At 50.8% G+C, this 17,231-nt stretch carries 15 protein-coding genes, 1 pseudogene and 1 riboswitch; of the genes and pseudogenes, 6 read left to right on the top strand and 10 right to left on the bottom strand.

The genetic code is table 11. The annotated features are described in order from the left end of the window. Positions 1–153: 153 nt before the first annotated feature. The 8 genes from RX717_RS15510 to RX717_RS15475 all read right to left on the bottom strand — a co-directional run bounded on the left by RX717_RS15510 (position 154) and on the right by RX717_RS15475 (position 4,683). Positions 154–513 carry a hypothetical protein gene (locus RX717_RS15510; protein ID WP_107631371.1) on the bottom strand — a complete coding sequence of 120 codons (360 nt, stop codon included), beginning with the start codon at positions 511–513 and terminating at the stop codon, positions 154–156. Positions 514–751: 238 nt separating this feature from the next. Next, on the bottom strand, positions 752–991 hold the full coding sequence (locus RX717_RS15505) for a helix-turn-helix domain-containing protein (protein WP_316960467.1): 240 nt from the start codon (positions 989–991) through the stop codon (positions 752–754). 4 nt (positions 992–995) lie between these two features. Continuing rightward, on the bottom strand, positions 996–1,541 hold the full coding sequence (locus RX717_RS15500; protein WP_442908780.1) for a sigma-70 family RNA polymerase sigma factor: 546 nt from the start codon (positions 1,539–1,541) through the stop codon (positions 996–998). A gap of 114 nt (positions 1,542–1,655) precedes the next feature. Further along, positions 1,656–2,060: an arsenate reductase ArsC gene (locus tag RX717_RS15495; RefSeq protein WP_002405679.1), complete on the bottom strand. Its 405-nt coding sequence runs from the start codon at positions 2,058–2,060 to the stop codon at positions 1,656–1,658. 29 nt (positions 2,061–2,089) lie between these two features. Continuing rightward, positions 2,090–2,422 carry a thioredoxin family protein gene (locus RX717_RS15490; RefSeq protein WP_316960466.1) on the bottom strand — a complete coding sequence of 111 codons (333 nt, stop codon included), beginning with the start codon at positions 2,420–2,422 and terminating at the stop codon, positions 2,090–2,092. A 16-nt stretch (positions 2,423–2,438) separates the two neighbouring features. Next, a complete protein-coding gene (locus RX717_RS15485) occupies positions 2,439–3,401 on the bottom strand; it encodes a permease (protein WP_442908810.1) in 963 nt (320 codons plus the stop codon). A gap of 128 nt (positions 3,402–3,529) precedes the next feature. Next, on the bottom strand, positions 3,530–3,835 hold the full coding sequence (locus RX717_RS15480; protein WP_024722771.1) for an ArsR/SmtB family transcription factor: 306 nt from the start codon (positions 3,833–3,835) through the stop codon (positions 3,530–3,532). 227 nt (positions 3,836–4,062) lie between these two features. Beyond that, positions 4,063–4,683, bottom strand: a complete 621-nt coding sequence (locus tag RX717_RS15475; protein WP_442908779.1) for a helix-turn-helix domain-containing protein — start codon at positions 4,681–4,683, stop codon at positions 4,063–4,065. A 524-nt stretch (positions 4,684–5,207) separates the two neighbouring features. Between RX717_RS15475 and RX717_RS15470 the strand changes: the two genes are divergently transcribed. The 5 genes and pseudogenes from RX717_RS15470 (at position 5,208) to brnQ (ending at position 11,350) form a co-directional block, all read left to right on the top strand. Continuing rightward, on the top strand, positions 5,208–6,350 hold the full coding sequence (locus RX717_RS15470; protein WP_316960465.1) for an XRE family transcriptional regulator: 1,143 nt from the start codon (positions 5,208–5,210) through the stop codon (positions 6,348–6,350). Continuing rightward, a complete protein-coding gene (locus tag RX717_RS15465; RefSeq protein WP_002341493.1) occupies positions 6,343–6,549 on the top strand; it encodes an excisionase in 207 nt (68 codons plus the stop codon). Before RX717_RS15470 ends, RX717_RS15465 begins: the two co-directional genes overlap by 8 nt. Before the next feature lie 78 nt (positions 6,550–6,627). Next, positions 6,628–7,821, top strand: a complete 1,194-nt coding sequence (locus tag RX717_RS15460) for a site-specific integrase (protein WP_133147395.1) — start codon at positions 6,628–6,630, stop codon at positions 7,819–7,821. Between the two features lie 485 nt (positions 7,822–8,306). Then, a riboswitch (glycine riboswitch) is annotated at positions 8,307–8,411 on the top strand. A gap of 129 nt (positions 8,412–8,540) precedes the next feature. Beyond that, positions 8,541–9,909 (top strand): annotated as a pseudogene (locus RX717_RS15455) (alanine/glycine:cation symporter family protein). A gap of 139 nt (positions 9,910–10,048) precedes the next feature. After that, the gene (brnQ, locus tag RX717_RS15450) at positions 10,049–11,350 is read left to right on the top strand and encodes a branched-chain amino acid transport system II carrier protein (protein ID WP_147573771.1); all 1,302 of its coding nucleotides are present in this window, start codon (positions 10,049–10,051) and stop codon (positions 11,348–11,350) included. Positions 11,351–11,394: 44 nt separating this feature from the next. Here brnQ and RX717_RS15445 read toward each other — a convergent pair whose 3' ends face one another. Together RX717_RS15445 and RX717_RS15440 are read right to left on the bottom strand one after the other, a co-directional pair. Continuing rightward, entirely contained in the window at positions 11,395–12,762 is a 1,368-nt protein-coding gene (locus RX717_RS15445) for an esterase/lipase family protein (RefSeq protein WP_107631373.1), read from the bottom strand. 98 nt (positions 12,763–12,860) lie between these two features. Further along, complete coding sequence (locus RX717_RS15440; protein ID WP_107631374.1) at positions 12,861–14,159, bottom strand: hypothetical protein; 1,299 nt, start codon at positions 14,157–14,159, stop codon at positions 12,861–12,863. 297 nt (positions 14,160–14,456) lie between these two features. Between RX717_RS15440 and RX717_RS15435 the strand changes: the two genes are divergently transcribed. After that, positions 14,457–17,201, top strand: coding sequence for an S-layer homology domain-containing protein (locus RX717_RS15435; protein ID WP_107631375.1), 2,745 nt, complete (start codon positions 14,457–14,459; stop codon positions 17,199–17,201). The last annotated feature ends 30 nt before the right edge of the window (positions 17,202–17,231 follow it).

Here is a 17,231-nt window from a genome sequence, read left to right as displayed (position 1 = left end):
CTGAAATTCATAAAGCTAAATGAAAGAACGGAGGGCAGAGGCTCCCTTTTACCCTTTGGACTGATCTAGGCTTACCGAATAATTTCTTCGTCGAAATGCACAGAAAAAGCTCCACCCTTTGAATAGGCGGAGCTTTTATGATATAATTATGTTTTATTTAACAGGTCGGGACTTAACTTTTTCTTTATTCGCAAATGCACTAACCAACATTGCAATAATGCTAATTAAGAGATAACATCCGCCATACAATAAAAACGCCGGCTCACCCATTTCAAAGAATGTCCATGTACCTGCTAAGAAAATGATAATTGTAACAATTGGCAGCCACCATAAAGTTTTAACATTCTTGCCTGCAAATACGCCAACGATTATAGAATAAATAGGATTAACAGTAAAAAGCAAAAAAACAGTGGTAATCATTCCAGCGTCATTTGGTACTAATGTAACAGCAAGCCACGGTAAAATAAACATGAGGAAAACCGATGCTATTAGATAATAAATAATCTTCTTCATATAGACCTCCTTAACTTGAACTGTCGTTCTGTATCTTTTGTATCATTTTATTAAATTTTATATCTCATTTTCAATTATCCGCATAAATACTATACATTCAAGTATTTTAAGGTATAGAAAAACACTCATTTTACCACGAATTTACCACGATTGAATGAGCCTTGATATGACACAAAAAACAACATGGGAGATAGCACAAATATCTGTGTATCTCCCGTTTTTCATTCATGTAATATGATTACTTTACTCTGATTTCAAATTTCAAGATTGCTTTCATTATTTCTGTATGAATTTGACCTTTTAATTCTTCATCAACCTGCATAGTAATTTTACCACTTTCAGAGTGGTAAAACGGACGCAAGCATAATTTACAAATATAAGCGTCATAAAACTTCAAAATCTCTCTTATGGCAGTTTCATTTCCAGCAGACGCTTTACATATTACTTTTAATGTAGGGTAGCCATATTCTTTTTTCATTGTTTCAATTCCTTTCTTTCAATAATGTTTTTAATTTCTTCAATCCGTTACTTCTTCTGCGATAAATAGCAGAACGTGATACATGATATAATTCTGCAATTTCTTGGTCGCTCATGCTTTGAAAATAGCGTAATAGAATTACATCACGCTCTTTACTCGATAACTTATATAAAGCAACAGCAAGTTTCTCGTTTGATATTTGAATTGTGAAATTCAAGACTTCAAAAGAAATATAATCACAAGAATATTTATCCTCAGTTACACATTCAAGATTTTTCGTATCTGATAATTCATAGAATAAAACCTCACGCTTGGAACGTCTTGCAAACTGTCTATTTCTGCTTTTTACTGTGCATTTAATAACAGTTATCATGGAAGCATTAAACTGTATTCTGACGATATGCTCGAAAGAAGATGTGTTCATAATCTCACCCCCTTTCTGCATACGCCGAAATATATAAACGGGAATACCGCCTATACCTTTTGGTAATGTAAAAAAGAAAGCAAGAAAAAAGCCCGCACAAAACATATAGTCTGCACGAGCCTTCAAAATTTCCTTATATTCAGATGTTGATAATTGCCATATTAGACTGTTTAATAGTGTGCTTAAAACAATTTATGACAATATTCTTCGTTAATATTTTCATTTAGTTTCTCCTTGAAATCAACGCATTATTTTTATTTTTTCTGTCAATTCAAGTATTTTTGCATGGATTGAATGGATTGTCTTTAAAAATTCATCATCATTTTTCCCTGTAGGGTCATTCAACCCCCAATCCTCTCTATATTTGCATGGTATTGTAGGACAATTCACATTGCACCCCATTGTAATCACAATATCTACCTGTGGTATTTCAGATAACAATTTAGAATATTGTGTTTTCTCCATATCTATCTGATACATTTCTTTCATTAGACGAACTGCATCTTGATTGATTTGTGGCTTTGTTTCTGTGCCTGCGGAATAACTATCAAAAACATTTGAAGAAAGATACTTGCCCAATGCCTCCGCAATTTGACTGCGACAAGAATTATGAACACAGACAAAGGCTACTTTAGGTTTTTTCATAAATGAATTACCAACCTTTCTTTGTTTTATTATTTGCTCAATAATGCTTTTACTTCGTCTACGGTCAATACTTTTCCATAGGATATTACTTCGCCATTAAACACCAATGCAGGTGTAGACATTACTCCATAACTAGCGATTTCTGCAAAATCTGTAATGTGTTCAATCTCATAATCTAATTGAAGTTCCGATATTGCTGTTCTAGTTGCTTTTTCCAATTCCATACATTTTGCACAGCCCGAACCTAATATTTTAATGCTTTGCTCTTGTTTCTTGTTTTCTGCATTTTGCATTGTTTCTGATGTGCAATTTCCACCACAACAACATGATTTTGTTTCTTTTTTCTTTCCAAATAATTTCATTTCTTATTCGCTCCTTTTAAATAAATAATGTACTAAAAATATTAAAGAGATAACCTACAATAATAATGCCAAACGTACAAATGGCAATAAAAAGGGTCAATAGTTTAGGCTTTACTGCCTTTTTCAGCATTATTAAAGACGGCAAACTCAATGTTGTTACAGCCATCATAAATGATAAAATTGTACCTAATTGTGCACCCTTTGAAAGTAATGCTTCTGCTACTGGAATTGTTCCAAAAATATCAGCATACATAGGAACTCCGACAAGAGTGGCTAAAATAACACCAAACGGGTTATTACTGCCCAAGATACTTTCAATCCATGTTTCAGGTATCCAGTTATGGATAACTGCTCCGATACCCACACCAATCAAAATGTATGGAAATACTTTCTTGAATGTTCCTACAACTTGTTCTTTTGCATATTGAACTCTATCCTTTTTGGTTAAAGTAGGAGAACTAATATCGACATTACTTGCATTTTTCACGAAATCTTCCACATATTTTTCCATGTGCATTTTTTCAATTAAAGTACCGCCAATTACAGCGATTATCAAGCCTACAATCACATAAGCAAAAGCAACTTTAGCCCCGAAAATACTCATTAGCAATACAAGACTTCCTAAGTCAACCATAGGCGAAGAAATCAAAAAGGAAAAAGTTACTCCTAACGGTAATCCTGCACTTGTAAAACCTATAAACAACGGGATAGAAGAACACGAGCAAAATGGTGTAACTGTTCCTAACAATGCGGATATGATATTTGCACCGATACCATGAAATCGCCCTAAAATTTTTTTACTTCGTTCGGGTGGAAAATAACTTTGAATATACGATATAAAGAAAATCAGTAAACATAACAAGATTGTGATTTTGATTACATCGTATAAAAAGAATTGAATACTTCCACCTAAACGACTGTTAATGTCTAGCCCTAGCAATGATAGCCCATTACCAATTAAGCCATTCAACCATTTCATACCTAATATTTGGTCTTGAAAAAATAGCCATATTGAATTTACTACTTCCAATAAAGTCCCTCCTTTACATGACATATCAATTTTTTTTGATGTGATAAAGTTTTATAAAAGCCACCTTTCGATGACCTTTATTTGCAACAAATTGATTGATTTTCAGCATTTGGTGTTGTTAGTTCTAACAATCGTTTTGACGCATATTCACTTCCACTTTTACTTAGGCTGTAATGAGTCCATTTTCCCTCTTGTCTTGCATTAACAATACCAGAGTCGCAAAGTATTTTCATGTGGTAGGATAAAGCCGATTGTCCTATGTTCATGTTTTCAATCAGAACACACGCACATTTTTCTCCGCTCTTTAAGTAATCTAAAATCGTAAGTCTTTTTGTATCACAAAGAGCCTTAAAAATTTTTGCGTCTTTAGAAAAATCATTCATTATTATCACTCCTCACATCAAATAATTTTGATATATTTATCATAAGGCTTACAACATGATTTGTCAACACATTACATCAAAATATTTTGATGTATTATTCTTTTTTCCTCTTGATTACCCATAACAGAAAAGAAAAAGCCCTGTCAAGAGCTTGCCACCATTGGTGGTGCTTTGCACTCTTTACTGGGCTTTTTGTTTGCTGTATCTTCCATGCAAGAGGAAAAAGATTATTCGTCCTCATCATCAAAATGGTTATTCCTTAATACTTCCCGTAATAATTCCATATCTTCTTTTGAATTAGGGTTTATCATTTTTACCACTTGATAAGGTGTCCTATATTTATGTCCCTCTATGCTTTCCCCAAACATATCCATGCTGTATAAATCATCATAGCGGTCTAACAGTTTTTGAAACTTCAAATGCTGGATAAATTCTTTGATTGGGTAAAGGTCGGACGCTTCAATGTTTGTTCCATTGATGTAGTCGGTAATATATTCCCGTAACTTTTCTAATTCATATTCCAGCCATTCTTCCTCGCTGTCAAAGAAGTTGTCATAATGTCCATGTTTTAATTCTGCATTTAGACGTTCTTCTGTTCTTAAAAACTGACAGACTTCTTTTTCGGACTGATTGACATATTTCCATTCCCCCGACAACAATTCATTCGGCGTAACGTCCAGCACTTCCATTATCTTTTCCAGCGTTTCATAAGCAGGATAGTTCAACCCTCTTTCAATCTTGGAAAGGCTCTGCATATTGATACCAATTTTGTCCGCAAGTTCCTGTTGTTTCATTCCCCTAAATTTTCTTATGGTCTGTATATTATTTCCTAAATGGCTTATTTTCATTGCATAACCCTCCATAACTCGTTATATCTTCGCTGTTATAAGTCTATCATGCTTAATATGATTTGTAAAGATAAAAAAAGATATTGACAAATAAGCATATAAGAATTACTATGTTCTTGTAATCAAATAAGCACAATAGAATGAAATACAAAAACATTCAAAAGAAAATATCTATCTGATTAAACCCGTAGATATGAATATCGGTTGAAATGGAACTTGTTTGAAAGGACAAACACAGGACTTGCCGACAGAGCATTGTAGGACTGTTGGCGTGCGTCAGCAACAACGCCATGACGGCTTGCCGTCAAAGGACGGAAATGCTTTGTCGGCTGGCGAACTTGTGAGCCTTGTCTGTGCCCCCGTTATCTAACAGGGGGGCACTATTTCACAAAAGACAAGTCAAAAACCATACAACCCCAAAGCTGTAAGGAGTAATGAGGAGTTTTAAGAAGATAGTAACTTCACATTCTTTTGAATAGTGGTTTACAGGTATTTCAAGGCTGTTGTGGGATTGGAGGAATACAATGAACAATTTAGAATTTGCACTTGAAATGAAAAACAAACGTCTTGCAAGCGGTCTTTCACAAAGAGAACTTGCAGGTCTTACCCATGTATCAAGATATAGTATCAACCGCTTTGAGAACGGAAAAGCCAACGCCAGCAAGGAAACACAAAATATTATCCTGCGTTGTCTGAATTACTATATCTGCGATAAGCCTTTTTATCTGCTCGTTGATTATCTGACTGTCCGTTTTCCAACGACTGACGCATTAGAAGTTATCCGAAAGGTGCTTGGCATGAAAGCAGATTATTTTATCCATTATGACTATGGGTATTATGGCTATAAGGAGCATTACGCCTACGGGGAAATCAAGGTCATGGCTTCTGATGATGAACACATGGGCGTATTTTTGGAATTAAAAGGGACAGGCTCACGCAACATGGAATATGTCTTACAGGCACAGAACAGGGATTGGTATTCATTTTTAAACCGCTGTCTTGACTGTGGCGGTGTTATCCGACGTTTTGATTTGGCAATCAATGATATGTGCGGTCTGCTGGATATTCCCGTTTTGTCTGAAAAATATAAAAATAGCGGTGCGGAATGTCGCTGTAAAAACTATGAAAATGTACAAAGTGGAAAATTAAGTGGGAAAAACCGCAATTTAGCAAGTACCCTTTATATCGGTTCAAAGGCAAGCACAAAATATTTCTGCCTGTATGAAAAACAAAAGGAACAGGCAACGAAAAAGAAACATACCGATATTATCAACCGTTTTGAAATTCGTCTGCGTGATAAAAAGGCAGTACAGGCAGTTGAGGAATTGTTATTGACATATAACCCTCATGGGCTGGTGTTTTACCTCATTACTGATTTTGTGCAATTTCCCGACTATCCGTTGTGGGAGATATTCATTTCCCATGACAGTTTACCTTTTGAAATGAACCCCGTACCTGTCAATATGGAACGCACTCTGCAATGGCTGGAAAGACAGGTCATGCCGTCAATCGTGATGATAGAGGAAATCGACAGGCTGACAGGCTCAAACTACATGAAAATGATTGATGAATGTACCCACCTTTCCGAAAAACAGGAAATGCTTGTAGAACAGATGTGTACGGATATAGCAGATGTAATCGAAAGTGAGGGGGTGTTTTATGAGTAATGCACAGGATATTCCCGTATGGGAAAAATATACCCTTACCATTGAAGAAGCGTCAAAGTATTTCCGTATCGGAGAAAACAAGTTAAGACGATTGGCAGAGGAAAACAAGGACGCTGGCTGGCTCATTATGAATGGCAACCGCATACAGATTAAACGCCGACAGTTTGAACAGGTTATTGATAAATTGGACGCAATCTAATGCAAATGAGCCTTGTATGTGTTATGATAAGCACAAGTCATATCAAGGCTCTTTCCAACAAGGAAAGGAGCAGACACCATGAGAGAAAAAAGACGGGATAACAAAGGTCGTATCCTGCATACTGGAGAGAGCCAACGAACAGACGGAAAATACTTATATAAATATGTAGACGCATTTGGAAACACAAAATATGTGTATGCTTGGAGATTGACACCCACAGACCCGACACCAAAGGGAAAACGGGAAAAACCCTCACTTCGAGAACTGGAACAGCAGATAAGACGGGATATTGAGGACGGTATCGACAGCGCAGGCAAGAAAATGACGCTTTGCCAACTCTATGCCAAACAGAACGCACAAAGGGCAAATGTGAAGAAAAGCACACAAAAACAACGGGAACAACTCATGCGGTTATTGAAAGAGGACAAATTAGGTGCTAGGAGCATTGATACAATCAAGCCCTCTGACGCTAAAGAATGGGCGTTACGCATGAAAGACAAGGGCTTTTCCTACAATACCATTAACAACCATAAACGCTCGTTAAAAGCGTCATTCTATATCGCCATACAAGACGATTGCGTAAGGAAAAATCCCTTTGATTTCAAATTAAGTGAAGTCCTAGAAAATGATACCAAAGAGAAAGTCGCATTGACAGAGGAACAGGAACAAGCCTTACTCTCATTCATCAAGACGGACAATGTGTATCACAAATATTATGATGATATGCTGATATTGTTAAAAACAGGACTTCGTATCTCGGAACTGTGCGGACTGACAGTAGCCGATATTGATTTCAAGAATGAAGTTGTGATTATCGACCACCAGTTATTAAAGAACAAGGAACAGGGCTATTATATTGAAACGCCTAAAACAAAGAGCGGAATAAGGCAAGTGCCATTAAGCAGAGAAACGATACAGGCATTTCAACGGGTTATGAAAAAACGCCCAAAGGCAGAACCATTTGTGATAGACGGACGGAGCAATTTTCTGTTTGTCAATCATAAGGGTAAGCCCAAAGTTGCGATTGATTACAACGCCTTATTTGTCCGAATGGTAAAGAAATACAACAAGCACCACAAGGACAATCCCTTGCCACATATCACACCGCATACGCTACGCCATACATTCTGCACAAGGCTGGCAAGCAGGAACATGAACCCGAAAGATTTACAGTATATCATGGGACATTCAAACATCAGTATCACAATGAACTGGTATGCTCATGCGTCCATAGATACCGCAAAATCAGAGGTTCAGCGTCTAATCGCATAAGAAGTATTTACCACGATTTTAACCACGATTGACAGGGAAAATATAAGAAGATAGACCTAGATATGTGAGGTTTACCACAAAAACAAAATGCCCGTAGAGCCTATAAAATAAGGCTTTGCGGACATTTAAGAAGATATAAAAAGATAGTCAAAAAGACATATATAATTTTAAATAAATTTTCTATTTATTTTACAATACTTTAGTGTTTCTTTCAACGTATGAAAAGATGCCGAAGTTGCCTTTGGTTCTTTTCGAGCCTTGTATTGGTCGAGCAGTGAATTTAGTGAAAATGATGGAGTTGAAGCCCATCAGTCCAAATGTAAAAAGGGAGCGCAGGGGACCGCGCTTGACAGATGCACCGCGAAATGGTACACTAATATTCTAAGATTATATCGCGACAAACGAAGTTTGCAGGAAAAAGCCGCGCGGCTTGCCGAAGGAGCAAAACTCTCAGGTGTCCGGTTTTCCGGATGAGGACTGTAAACGGATGCGGCTCTGGAGAACGCCCCGCAGGGGGGCTGCCGAAGGTGCAACGCGTGCGGCTGGGGGCCGCGCGCCAATCTCTCAGGCAAAAGGACAGAGTTTGGGGACTAATCGGGCACGGGCCGGCGCTTTGCGCGCGGCGCGGCGTCCGTTCGTTTTCTGTGAGCCGGAACCCTTGGTGGTTCTGGCTTTTTTGTTTGCCGCGGAAAGAAAAAGGGGATTGTAAGACAATGTCAATGGATCAACTGGCTGATCTGGTAAGCAAGGTCAGCGACATCGTGTGGAACAGCGTGCTGCTGTATCTGCTGGTCGGCACGGGTGTCATTTTCACCATCCGCACGCGCTTTGTGCAGGTGCGCAAGTTCGGCGCGGGCTGGAAGCGGCTGTTCGGCAGCTTCTCGCTCAAGGGCGAAAAAGGCGGGCAAGGACGGCATGAGCCCGTTCCAGGCGCTCACCACCGCGATTGCGGCGCAGGTCGGCACGGGCAACATCGCGGGCGCGGCCACCGCGCTGTACTCGGGCGGCCCGGGCGCGATCTTCTGGATGTGGCTTTCCGCGTTCTTCGGCATGTCCACCATCTACGGCGAGGCCGTGCTTGCGCAGAAGTATAAAACCGTGGACAAAAACGGCCATGTGACCGGCGGCCCGATCTATTACATCAGGGCGCGCTTCACCGGCAGGTTCGGCAAGTTCCTGGCCGGCTTCTTCTCGCTGGCGATCATCTTTGCGCTGGGCTTCACCGGCAACATGGTGCAGGCCAACTCGATCAGCGTGGCGTTTAAGACTGCGTTCGGCACGCCCCAGGTCGTCATCGGCGTGATCTGCGCGGTGATCGCGGGCTTCATCTTCCTGGGCGGCGTGGGCCGTATCGCGGCGTTCACCGAAAAGGTCGTACCCGTCATGGCGATCTTTTACATGATCGGCTGCATCGGCATCCTGTGCGTCAACCACGCGGCGATCCTCCCCGCGCTCAAGTCCATTTTCGTGGCGGCGTTCGACCCACAGGCGATCCTGGGCGGCGCGGTCGGCATCACCGTGCGCGAGGCGATGCGCTACGGCGTGGCACGCGGCCTGTTCTCCAACGAGGCCGGTATGGGCTCCACCCCGCACGCGCATGCGCTGGCCAAGGTCGAAAAGCCGCAGGACCAGGGCGAGATCGCGATTGTCTCGGTGTTCATCGACACCTTTATTGTACTCACGCTCACCGCTATGGTTATTTTGACCTCGGGCCAGCTTCAGTCCGGCGTGCCGGACGGCCTGCAGGGTACTGAGCTGGCGCAGGCGGCGTTCAATGTCACGCTCGGCTCGGTCGGCAACGCGTTTGTGGCGGTGTGCATGCTGTTCTTCGCGTTCTCAACCCTCATCGGTTGGTACTTCTTCGGCGAGACCAACGTCAAGGCGTTGTTCGGCCAGAAGGCCACCAAGGTCTACGCGGCGATCGTCGTGGTGTGCATCGTGATCGGCTCGGCGCTCAAGGTCGATCTGGTGTGGAACCTGTCCGACCTGTTCAACGCCCTGATGGTGTTCCCCAACCTGATCGCGCTGCTGTTCCTGTCCGGCATTGTCGCCCGGGCGGCGCACGGCGAGGATATCACAAAAAAATAAACCCGCGGTTTTCCGGAGGCGCGCTTGCCAGCGCGCCTCCTTTTATTTTACCGCTTTGCCGTGTTAGTGTGCGTATTTGCGCGGAAATGGGAAACATAGTATAATAAAGCTTATGAAAAGAAGGAAAAGGGGGAGGCTTATGCAGCGGCTGCGCGGGAAGAACCTGCTGCTGGTCGGGTTCACATTGTTTTCCATGTTCTTTGGGGCGGGCAACCTGATCTTCCCGCCCTTCCTCGGCGCGCAGGCGGGTACGAACACCTGGCCGGCCATGGCGGGCTTTATCCTCAGCGCGATCGGCTTTCCGGTGCTGGGCGTGATCGCGGTGGCGAAGGCGGACGGCCTGCGCCGCTTGGCGGGGCGGGTGCATCCGGTCTTTGCGGCGGTGTTCACGCTGCTGGTGTACCTGTCGATCGGGCCGGGGCTTGCCATACCGCGCACGGCGAGCACCTCGTTCGAGATGGTCGCGCCGCTGGCCGGCGGCGGAGGAAGCGCGTTGCAGGCAGGCTACTCGGCCGTGTTTTTCGCCGTGGCGCTGCTGGTCGCGCTGCGGCCGGAAAAGCTGACCGACCGCCTGGGCAAGCTGCTCTGCCCGACGCTGATCGTGCTGATCGTGGCGCTGTTCCTGGGCTGTGTGGCCAGGCCGGTCGCCGCGCACTACGGCACGCCCGGGGCGGCGTATGCCTCCCTGCCAGCGGTCGAGGGCTTCCTCGGCGGGTATCAGACCATGGACACGATCGCGGCACTCAATTTCGGCGCGGTGATTGCGCTCAACATCCGCGCCAAGGGCATTGAGGAGGAGAAGCAGGTCGTGCGCGGAACGATCCGCGCGGGCTGGGTCGCGGGCGCGCTGCTGCTGGCGATTTATTCCATGCTCGCGCATGTAGGTGCGCTATCTGGAGCGGCGTTCCCCGGCGGCGAAACCGGCGCGGACACGCTGACGCGCATGGTTTCCGCGCTATTCGGCGCGCCGGGCAGCGTGCTGCTGGCGGCGATCTTTGTGATCGCGTGCCTGAACACCTGTATCGGCCTGCTGTCCTGCTGCAGCGAGTATTTCCACGGACTGATGCCGCGCGTCTCTTACCGGATGTGGGTCGTCTTTTTCGCGGCGGTCAGCATGGCCATTTCCAATATCGGGCTGGCGGGCATCCTTAAGCTGTCCACGCCGGTCCTAAACGCGATCTATCCCGCGGCGCTCGCGCTGATCCTGCTGTCGTTCGCACCCGGCCTGCACCGGCGGCGGCTGGTCTATCCGCTCACCATCGGCTTTGTGAGCGTGCAGAGCGTGGCCGCGGCGCTCGCGCAGGCGGGCGTGTCCATCCCGTGCGTCACAGCGCTGCTGGACAAGATACCGCTCGCGCCGCTCGGCTTCGGCTGGGTGCTGCCGGGCTTGGCGGGGCTTCTGCTTGGGCTTCTGCTGTCCGGCCGGCCGGAGGAGGCGTAAAAAATAAAGAGGAGGAGGGGTGGAACGCCCCTCCTCCTCTTTATTCAGAACCCTTTTTCCTTTAGCCCTTTAACCAGCCCGATGTAAAATTCGCGCACATCAAAGCCGGGGATGTCCTCGCGCATCAGATCCACCACATCGCCATGCGACACGCCGCGCCGGCCGGACGCGGAAAGATTGCCGAGGAAATGCCCCCATTCTGCGGAGGAGCGGGCAACCAGCCCGTCGTTTGCCTCGCGGTCGTATTTGCGCACCAGATGCCAGGTCAGGTTGAGGGGGAAGCCCGCGCTCGACGGCTTTTGCATCGTGCTCATCACGCTCTGGTAAAACACGCCCTCCTGGTCGGGCGTTTCGCGGTTAAAGCACAGGCAGTTCTCCCGCGTGAGATCGCGCACGCCGCCGAGGAAATCCGGCGAGGCGTCGCCGAGCGTGCGGAACAGGCCGTTGTACCGGCGCTCCATCCAGGCGATCACGCCTTTCGGCAGGGTGCGTAGCAGCTCCTCCGCGAAGATGCAGCCGCGGTGCGGGGTGTTGACCGTGGTCAGGGACGCGACGTGCGGCGCAAGCCCCAGACGGGTGATCGCGTAGCGGCTGTCCAGTCCGCCCTTGGAGTGGGCGATCAGGTTGACCTTTTCCGCGCCGGTTTCCCGCAGAACGGCCCGCAGGCGTTCCGCCAGCTCGGCGGCGCTCTGCGCCACCGGCAGGGCGGACTGCTGCCCGCCGTAAAAAACGGTCGCGCCGCAGCGGGTCAGTGCCCGCGGGATGCGGCCCCAGTAGTTGACCAGCTGCCAGTCGCGGAAAAAGATGCCGTGAACCAGCACGATCGGGTAGCGCGTTTCACAGTCGCGGTTTTCCGCGTGGACGGCCTCGTTTTCCAGGCGGGAAAGCTCGAAATAATACTCATGCCGCACGGCTTTGAGCACGCGGTAGAACAGGTACAGATTGAAAAGCGGCACCCACCAGCACAGCAGGAGCAGCACCCGCCAGACCACGCGCAAGTGCTTGGAGGTGAGCAGCACGCGGAAAAAGCCGTTGACGAGCAGCGCGCCCACCAGCGGCACGAAAAGCAGCAGGTTCGCGGCGAGGAATACCCAGTCCGGCGCGGCGCCCAGCGCCGGGACCGCGCGGTGCAGCGCGCCCGTCGCCAGAAGAAGCGGGTAAAACGCCATTTCCGCCAGGATCACAAAAAATGCCACAAACAGCAGCTCGTAGCCGCCGAGCAGCGCGCGCAGGCGGTGCGTCGCCCCCTTGGCGCGCCGCGGACGGATATGGAACCAAAGATAGTACGCCAGCAGGCCGAACAGCAGCGGCAGCGTCAGCCAGTCGGGCGGTGGCGCCAGCGTTTCCAGCAGCGCTAGGTTTGCCAGCACGAACACCAGCAGCACCCGCAGAAAGCGTTTGCAGTACTCCATCGATCATCTTTCCCCCTTGCCAGGCCAGTATACCATAAAATGCTGCAGAAAAAAAGCCGGGAGGCCGTAAATGGCCACCCGGCGGCGGGTGCTTCCGCTTACATCAGGTCGAGCAGCTTGTAGCAGCGCGCCTTGGTATAGCTCTGCTTGAAGCTGGCCGCGGCGAGCTGGCCCGCAGTCTCGTCCTCGCTCTGGGCGGCGGCGTTTTCTGCGCCCTTGTCGCGCTCCTCCACCCAGGTCTTATAGCTGGCTTCCTCGGAGGCGTACTGGTCCGCGTTGAGGACGGTCGCCAGATAGTCGTACATCTCGCTGAGCAGGGTGTCCCAAGCCTCGAACGAGGTGGAGGTCAGCTCCAGCTCCTCCTCCGGCGTCGCGGCAGCAGAGATCTTCTGGTCGTTTGCCTCCTGCTCGTCGATGCGGTTGCTGAACATCTGCTTCTGCTGTTCCTGCTTCTGCTGGGTCTCCTCCTGGCGCTGGGCGGCCTCCTGCGCCTCGGTCAGCTGCTTTTGCAGGTCTTCGACCTGCTTTTTCTGGTCGTCGGTCAGGGTGTCGTCCGCGGCGAGCGAATCCAGCTTGCCCGCGGCTGCGTCATATTTCTGATCGCTCAGGTAGCTCTGCGCTTCCTGGATATCCGCGGCGAACTGATTGTCAGCCTGCGCGGTCTGCGCCTTCTGGATCATTTCCTCGATCGCGGCGTACAGCGTGGAATCCGGATCGGTGACGCGGTTCTGCAGCTGCTTGAGCGCGGCGACCGCTTCCGTGTACTGGCCGTTGTCCATGTAATCCTGTGCGTCTTGATAATCGCGCAGAAGCTGGATGGTCGCGTCCAGCGCGGATGGGTCCTTGGCCTCGGCCTGCGCGGCGAGGTAGTATTCGAGCGCTTGGTCGAAATCGCCGCGGTTCATATACTTTTCCGCCAGAGTAAGGTTTTCGTCCGGCTGGCGGGACAGGAAAAACCAGACGCCGCCCCCGATCAGGGCGAGCACCAGGATGACGACCAGGGCGATCACCGCGCCCTTTTTGCCCTTGCTGGGCTTGCGGTAGGGCCGGTAGTCCGGCTCATCGCGGCGCTCAAAGCGCGTGGTGTGCGGGTCGTCCGGCGTACCCGCCGCGCGGCGGACGGGCGGCATGTCGATGGGCGGCAGCTCGTCGGGCGCGGGGGCGCGCGGGTCGGTCGCGCCGAGCGGGTCGGAAGACGCCGCGCCGCCGGCCGAGGGGTGCGCGTCGCGCATGGCGGCGTCAAAGGCCGAGGTGTCGATCGGGCCGTTCAGCTCCTCCGGCAGGGTGGTGAAAACGGCGGTTTCGTCGTTCACGCCGGCCTGCTCGACGGGCGCGCCGCAGAAAGGACAGAATTTGCCCGCGATGGGCAGCTCCTTGCCGCAGTTCTTGCAAAGCATAGGTGGGTTCCTCCTCTGAAACAATACGATTCAATACACTTTAGTATAGCACGGGGAAAAAAGGTTGTAAACCTCCCTCTGCGTTGGACGGTCGGGGCGGGATTGGGTTCCGGCGGGGCGGACGGGAAAAAACGGAAGCCTATCCAGCGGATACCCGCCTCCAGCGGGGCGGGGCATGGGGAGAAATACGGGGGAAATGCGCATTGTAGCGAAACTGAAACCGCGCTTTCGCTTGACAAGCCCGCCGGTCAACCGTAAAATGAAGATATTACGGTTCATACAGGGGGAAGCATTACCTTGAAAAGACGTGTTTTGAGCGGCCTGTTGGCCGCGGTCCTGCTTTTTACGACCGCCTTTGCCGCGGGCGCCGATCCGGTGCCGGAGGAGGAGACCCAACCAGCCGTGCTGACCTATGCGGTCGCGCTGCCCGAAGGCGCGGACGACAGTCGGATGGACGATGAGACAATGGAGCGGGTGCGCGCCGTATTGGAGCGGCGGCTGGCACAGCTCGACCTGGCGCAGGCGGAGGTGTCGTTCTCGGACGATCGGGCGGCGGTCACCGTGACCCTGCCCGTGGACGCACCCGACGAAGGCGTGGCGGAATTCCTTGCCCTGCAAGGCCGGCTTTCCTTCACGGACGCGGACGGGAAAGCATGGCTGACCGGCGCGGACGTATCCGCGGCCGAAGCGGGGCTGTCCGCGTCTGCCGAAGGGGAAGAGGCGCAGACTGCATACATATTGCTGACGCTGACGGATGAGGGACGGCGGGCATATGCCGAAGCGCAGGCCGCATTGGATGCGCGAGAGGATGGCAGCAGCACGCTGTCCGCTGTGCTTGACGGCGCAACCATCGCACAGGCGGCGCCCGGGGAGCAGGAGGGCGGCGACCTGCTGCTGACCGGCGATTTTACCGAGGACGAGGCGAAGCTGCTCGTCGCCCGCATCATGGCGGGCGAGCTACCCGTTGCGCTTACGCTGACGGACGCACCCAGCCAGCCCGCTGTGCCGGAGGAGCCGTCCGAGCCGTCCTTCCCCGATATCGCGGGCCACTGGGCGGCCGCAGAGCTGGAACGCGCGGTCGAGCTGGGGCTGCTCAACGGCGTGGACGGGAAAATGCTGCCTGACAATCCGGTTAAGCGCTCGGAGGCCATCGTCATCCTCAACCGGACGCTCGGCGCGTCGGTGCAGGACGCTACTGCGGGCCTGAAAAACGTGCCGCAGAACGCCTGGTATGCGGCCGATCTGGGAAAAGCGATCCATCTGGGGCTGATCGGCGCGGACGACAGCCGGAATTTCGACGCTGCCGCGACCCGCGCGGAGGCGTTCGTGCTGCTCGCCCGCGCGTTTGCCTATGACAGGGCGGAAGCCGCGTCCGATGTGCTGGACGCCTTTACGGATACCGCCTCCATGACCGCGGAGCAGAAGCAGGCGGCCGCAGCGCTGGTCGCGGCGGGGGTCGTCAACGGCGACACCGAAACCACGCTTGCGCCGTCCGGCGCGCTGACCCGCGCGCAGTTCGTGACCATGCTGCTGCGCATCGTCCCCTACTTCCCGACTGAGGACGCGGACCTGTCCGCGCTGACCGGCGGCGCGCTGCTGACCGGTAGCACGGTCGAGCTGTCCGGCTCCGCGCCGGCGGGCGACCGTGTGTTTGCCTGCGGCACAGAGGAAGTGACGCTCTCGGGCGTGACGGCGGACGGCCGCGTCGTACTCAAGGGCGCGGAGGCGGTCAAGCTGACCGCTTCAAAGGATACCGCGCTGTCCGTCCTTGCCGTCGATCCGGCGGGTACGGCCGAGGTGACGCTGCGGGACGATTCGCACGCGGATACACTGGTAATCGCGGGTACTGGCGGCGCGGTAGCCTGCCAGGGCGAGGCGTCCAACATCGAGATCACCGCCTCGAACCGCACGATCGACCTGTCCGGCATGGAAGCGGACACGCTCACCGTCACCGGCAGCGGCAACACCATCGTGGTGGACGGCGCGGTGCGCGCGGTATCGGTCAACGCAGGCGCGGCGGGCAACACGCTGACCCTGAATAAGAAGGTGGAGACGCTGCTTGTTGCGGGTGTCGGCACTAAGGTAGACGGAAAGGGAAAAGCGGAATCGGTCGATATCCGCGCCGTGGATTGCGAGGTTTCGCTCAGCGCGGACTCCAAGATCGAAAACATCGACACGGGCCTGGCGGGGGTCACAATCGAAATGGACGTGCCGGCTTCGGTCAAGGCGGGCGGTTCGCTGCTGACCAAGGTCAGCTTCACGGGCGTGAGCGAGGAAAAGCTCTGCTCGGCCCAGTGGTATCAGAACGGCCAGCCGCTGGAGGCGTACCGCAACAGCCGGTTCGCGCTGACCGCGGACAAGACTTCCAGCCATACAACCTATTTCACCTTTACCAAGGATATGGAAACCAGCGTAACGATTGGCTTCCGGCTGACCTACGACAACCCTTCCACCGGCGAAACCGAGGAACTGTACGCGGAAAAGACCGTGCCGATCGAGAATTACTCGGACGAATGGTATTACCAGCGGGACGTTAACCGCGTGCTGAATCTGGTGTCCTCCACCTATCGGGGCAACTACACCACGGCCTATGCGGTCAATAACGACTATGAAACCTATGAAAAAGAGGTCTGGGTCAACGCGAAGGGCTATTCGAGCAGCACCAAATACCTGCTCTGGATCAACCGCGCCTACCAGCATGTCAACGTGTTTGAAGGCTCGAAGGGCAACTGGAAGCTGATAAAATCTTTCCTGGTCGGCACGGGCGCGGCCAGCACCCCGACCCCGACCGGCCTGACCACGGTTTCCTACAAGTCCGCGGGAGGCTGGACGACCAGCACCTATACCGTGCGGCCGGTGGTCGGCTTCTATCCGGGAACGGGCTATGCCTTCCATTCGCGCCTGTGCTATCCGGGAACGGATACCGAATATGATTACAGCGCGGGCTATCCGATCTCGCACGGGTGCGTGCGCATGTACAAGAGCGATATCTGGTGGATTTACAACAATATTCCGGTCGGCACGACGGTCGCGATATTCTGACGACGCCGGTAACAGGAAAGCGCCTGCGGG

Source organism: Intestinibacillus sp. NTUH-41-i26 (genome assembly GCF_032769475.1).
Taxonomy (GTDB): Bacteria; Bacillota; Clostridia; order Oscillospirales; family Butyricicoccaceae; genus Agathobaculum; species Agathobaculum ammoniilyticum.
This window is presented reverse-complemented; position numbering and strand designations above follow the sequence as displayed.

What these genes read in the sequence shown, in the direction of transcription:
- RX717_RS15510 (WP_107631371.1), bottom strand. Translation starts at nt 513, where the DNA reads ATGAAGAAGATTATTTATTATCTAATAGCATCGGTTTTCCTCATGTTT.
- RX717_RS15505 (WP_316960467.1), bottom strand. Translation starts at nt 991, where the DNA reads ATGAAAAAAGAATATGGCTACCCTACATTAAAAGTAATATGTAAAGCG.
- RX717_RS15495 (WP_002405679.1), bottom strand. Translation starts at nt 2,060, where the DNA reads ATGAAAAAACCTAAAGTAGCCTTTGTCTGTGTTCATAATTCTTGTCGC.
- RX717_RS15490 (WP_316960466.1), bottom strand. Translation starts at nt 2,422, where the DNA reads ATGAAATTATTTGGAAAGAAAAAAGAAACAAAATCATGTTGTTGTGGT.
- RX717_RS15485 (WP_442908810.1), bottom strand. Translation starts at nt 3,401, where the DNA reads ATGAAATGGTTGAATGGCTTAATTGGTAATGGGCTATCATTGCTAGGG.
- RX717_RS15480 (WP_024722771.1), bottom strand. Translation starts at nt 3,835, where the DNA reads ATGAATGATTTTTCTAAAGACGCAAAAATTTTTAAGGCTCTTTGTGAT.
- RX717_RS15475 (WP_442908779.1), bottom strand. Translation starts at nt 4,683, where the DNA reads ATGAAAATAAGCCATTTAGGAAATAATATACAGACCATAAGAAAATTT.
- RX717_RS15470 (WP_316960465.1), top strand. Translation starts at nt 5,208, where the DNA reads ATGAACAATTTAGAATTTGCACTTGAAATGAAAAACAAACGTCTTGCA.
- RX717_RS15465 (WP_002341493.1), top strand. Translation starts at nt 6,343, where the DNA reads ATGAGTAATGCACAGGATATTCCCGTATGGGAAAAATATACCCTTACC.
- RX717_RS15460 (WP_133147395.1), top strand. Translation starts at nt 6,628, where the DNA reads ATGAGAGAAAAAAGACGGGATAACAAAGGTCGTATCCTGCATACTGGA.
- brnQ (WP_147573771.1), top strand. Translation starts at nt 10,049, where the DNA reads ATGCAGCGGCTGCGCGGGAAGAACCTGCTGCTGGTCGGGTTCACATTG.
- RX717_RS15445 (WP_107631373.1), bottom strand. Translation starts at nt 12,762, where the DNA reads ATGGAGTACTGCAAACGCTTTCTGCGGGTGCTGCTGGTGTTCGTGCTG.
- RX717_RS15440 (WP_107631374.1), bottom strand. Translation starts at nt 14,159, where the DNA reads ATGCTTTGCAAGAACTGCGGCAAGGAGCTGCCCATCGCGGGCAAATTC.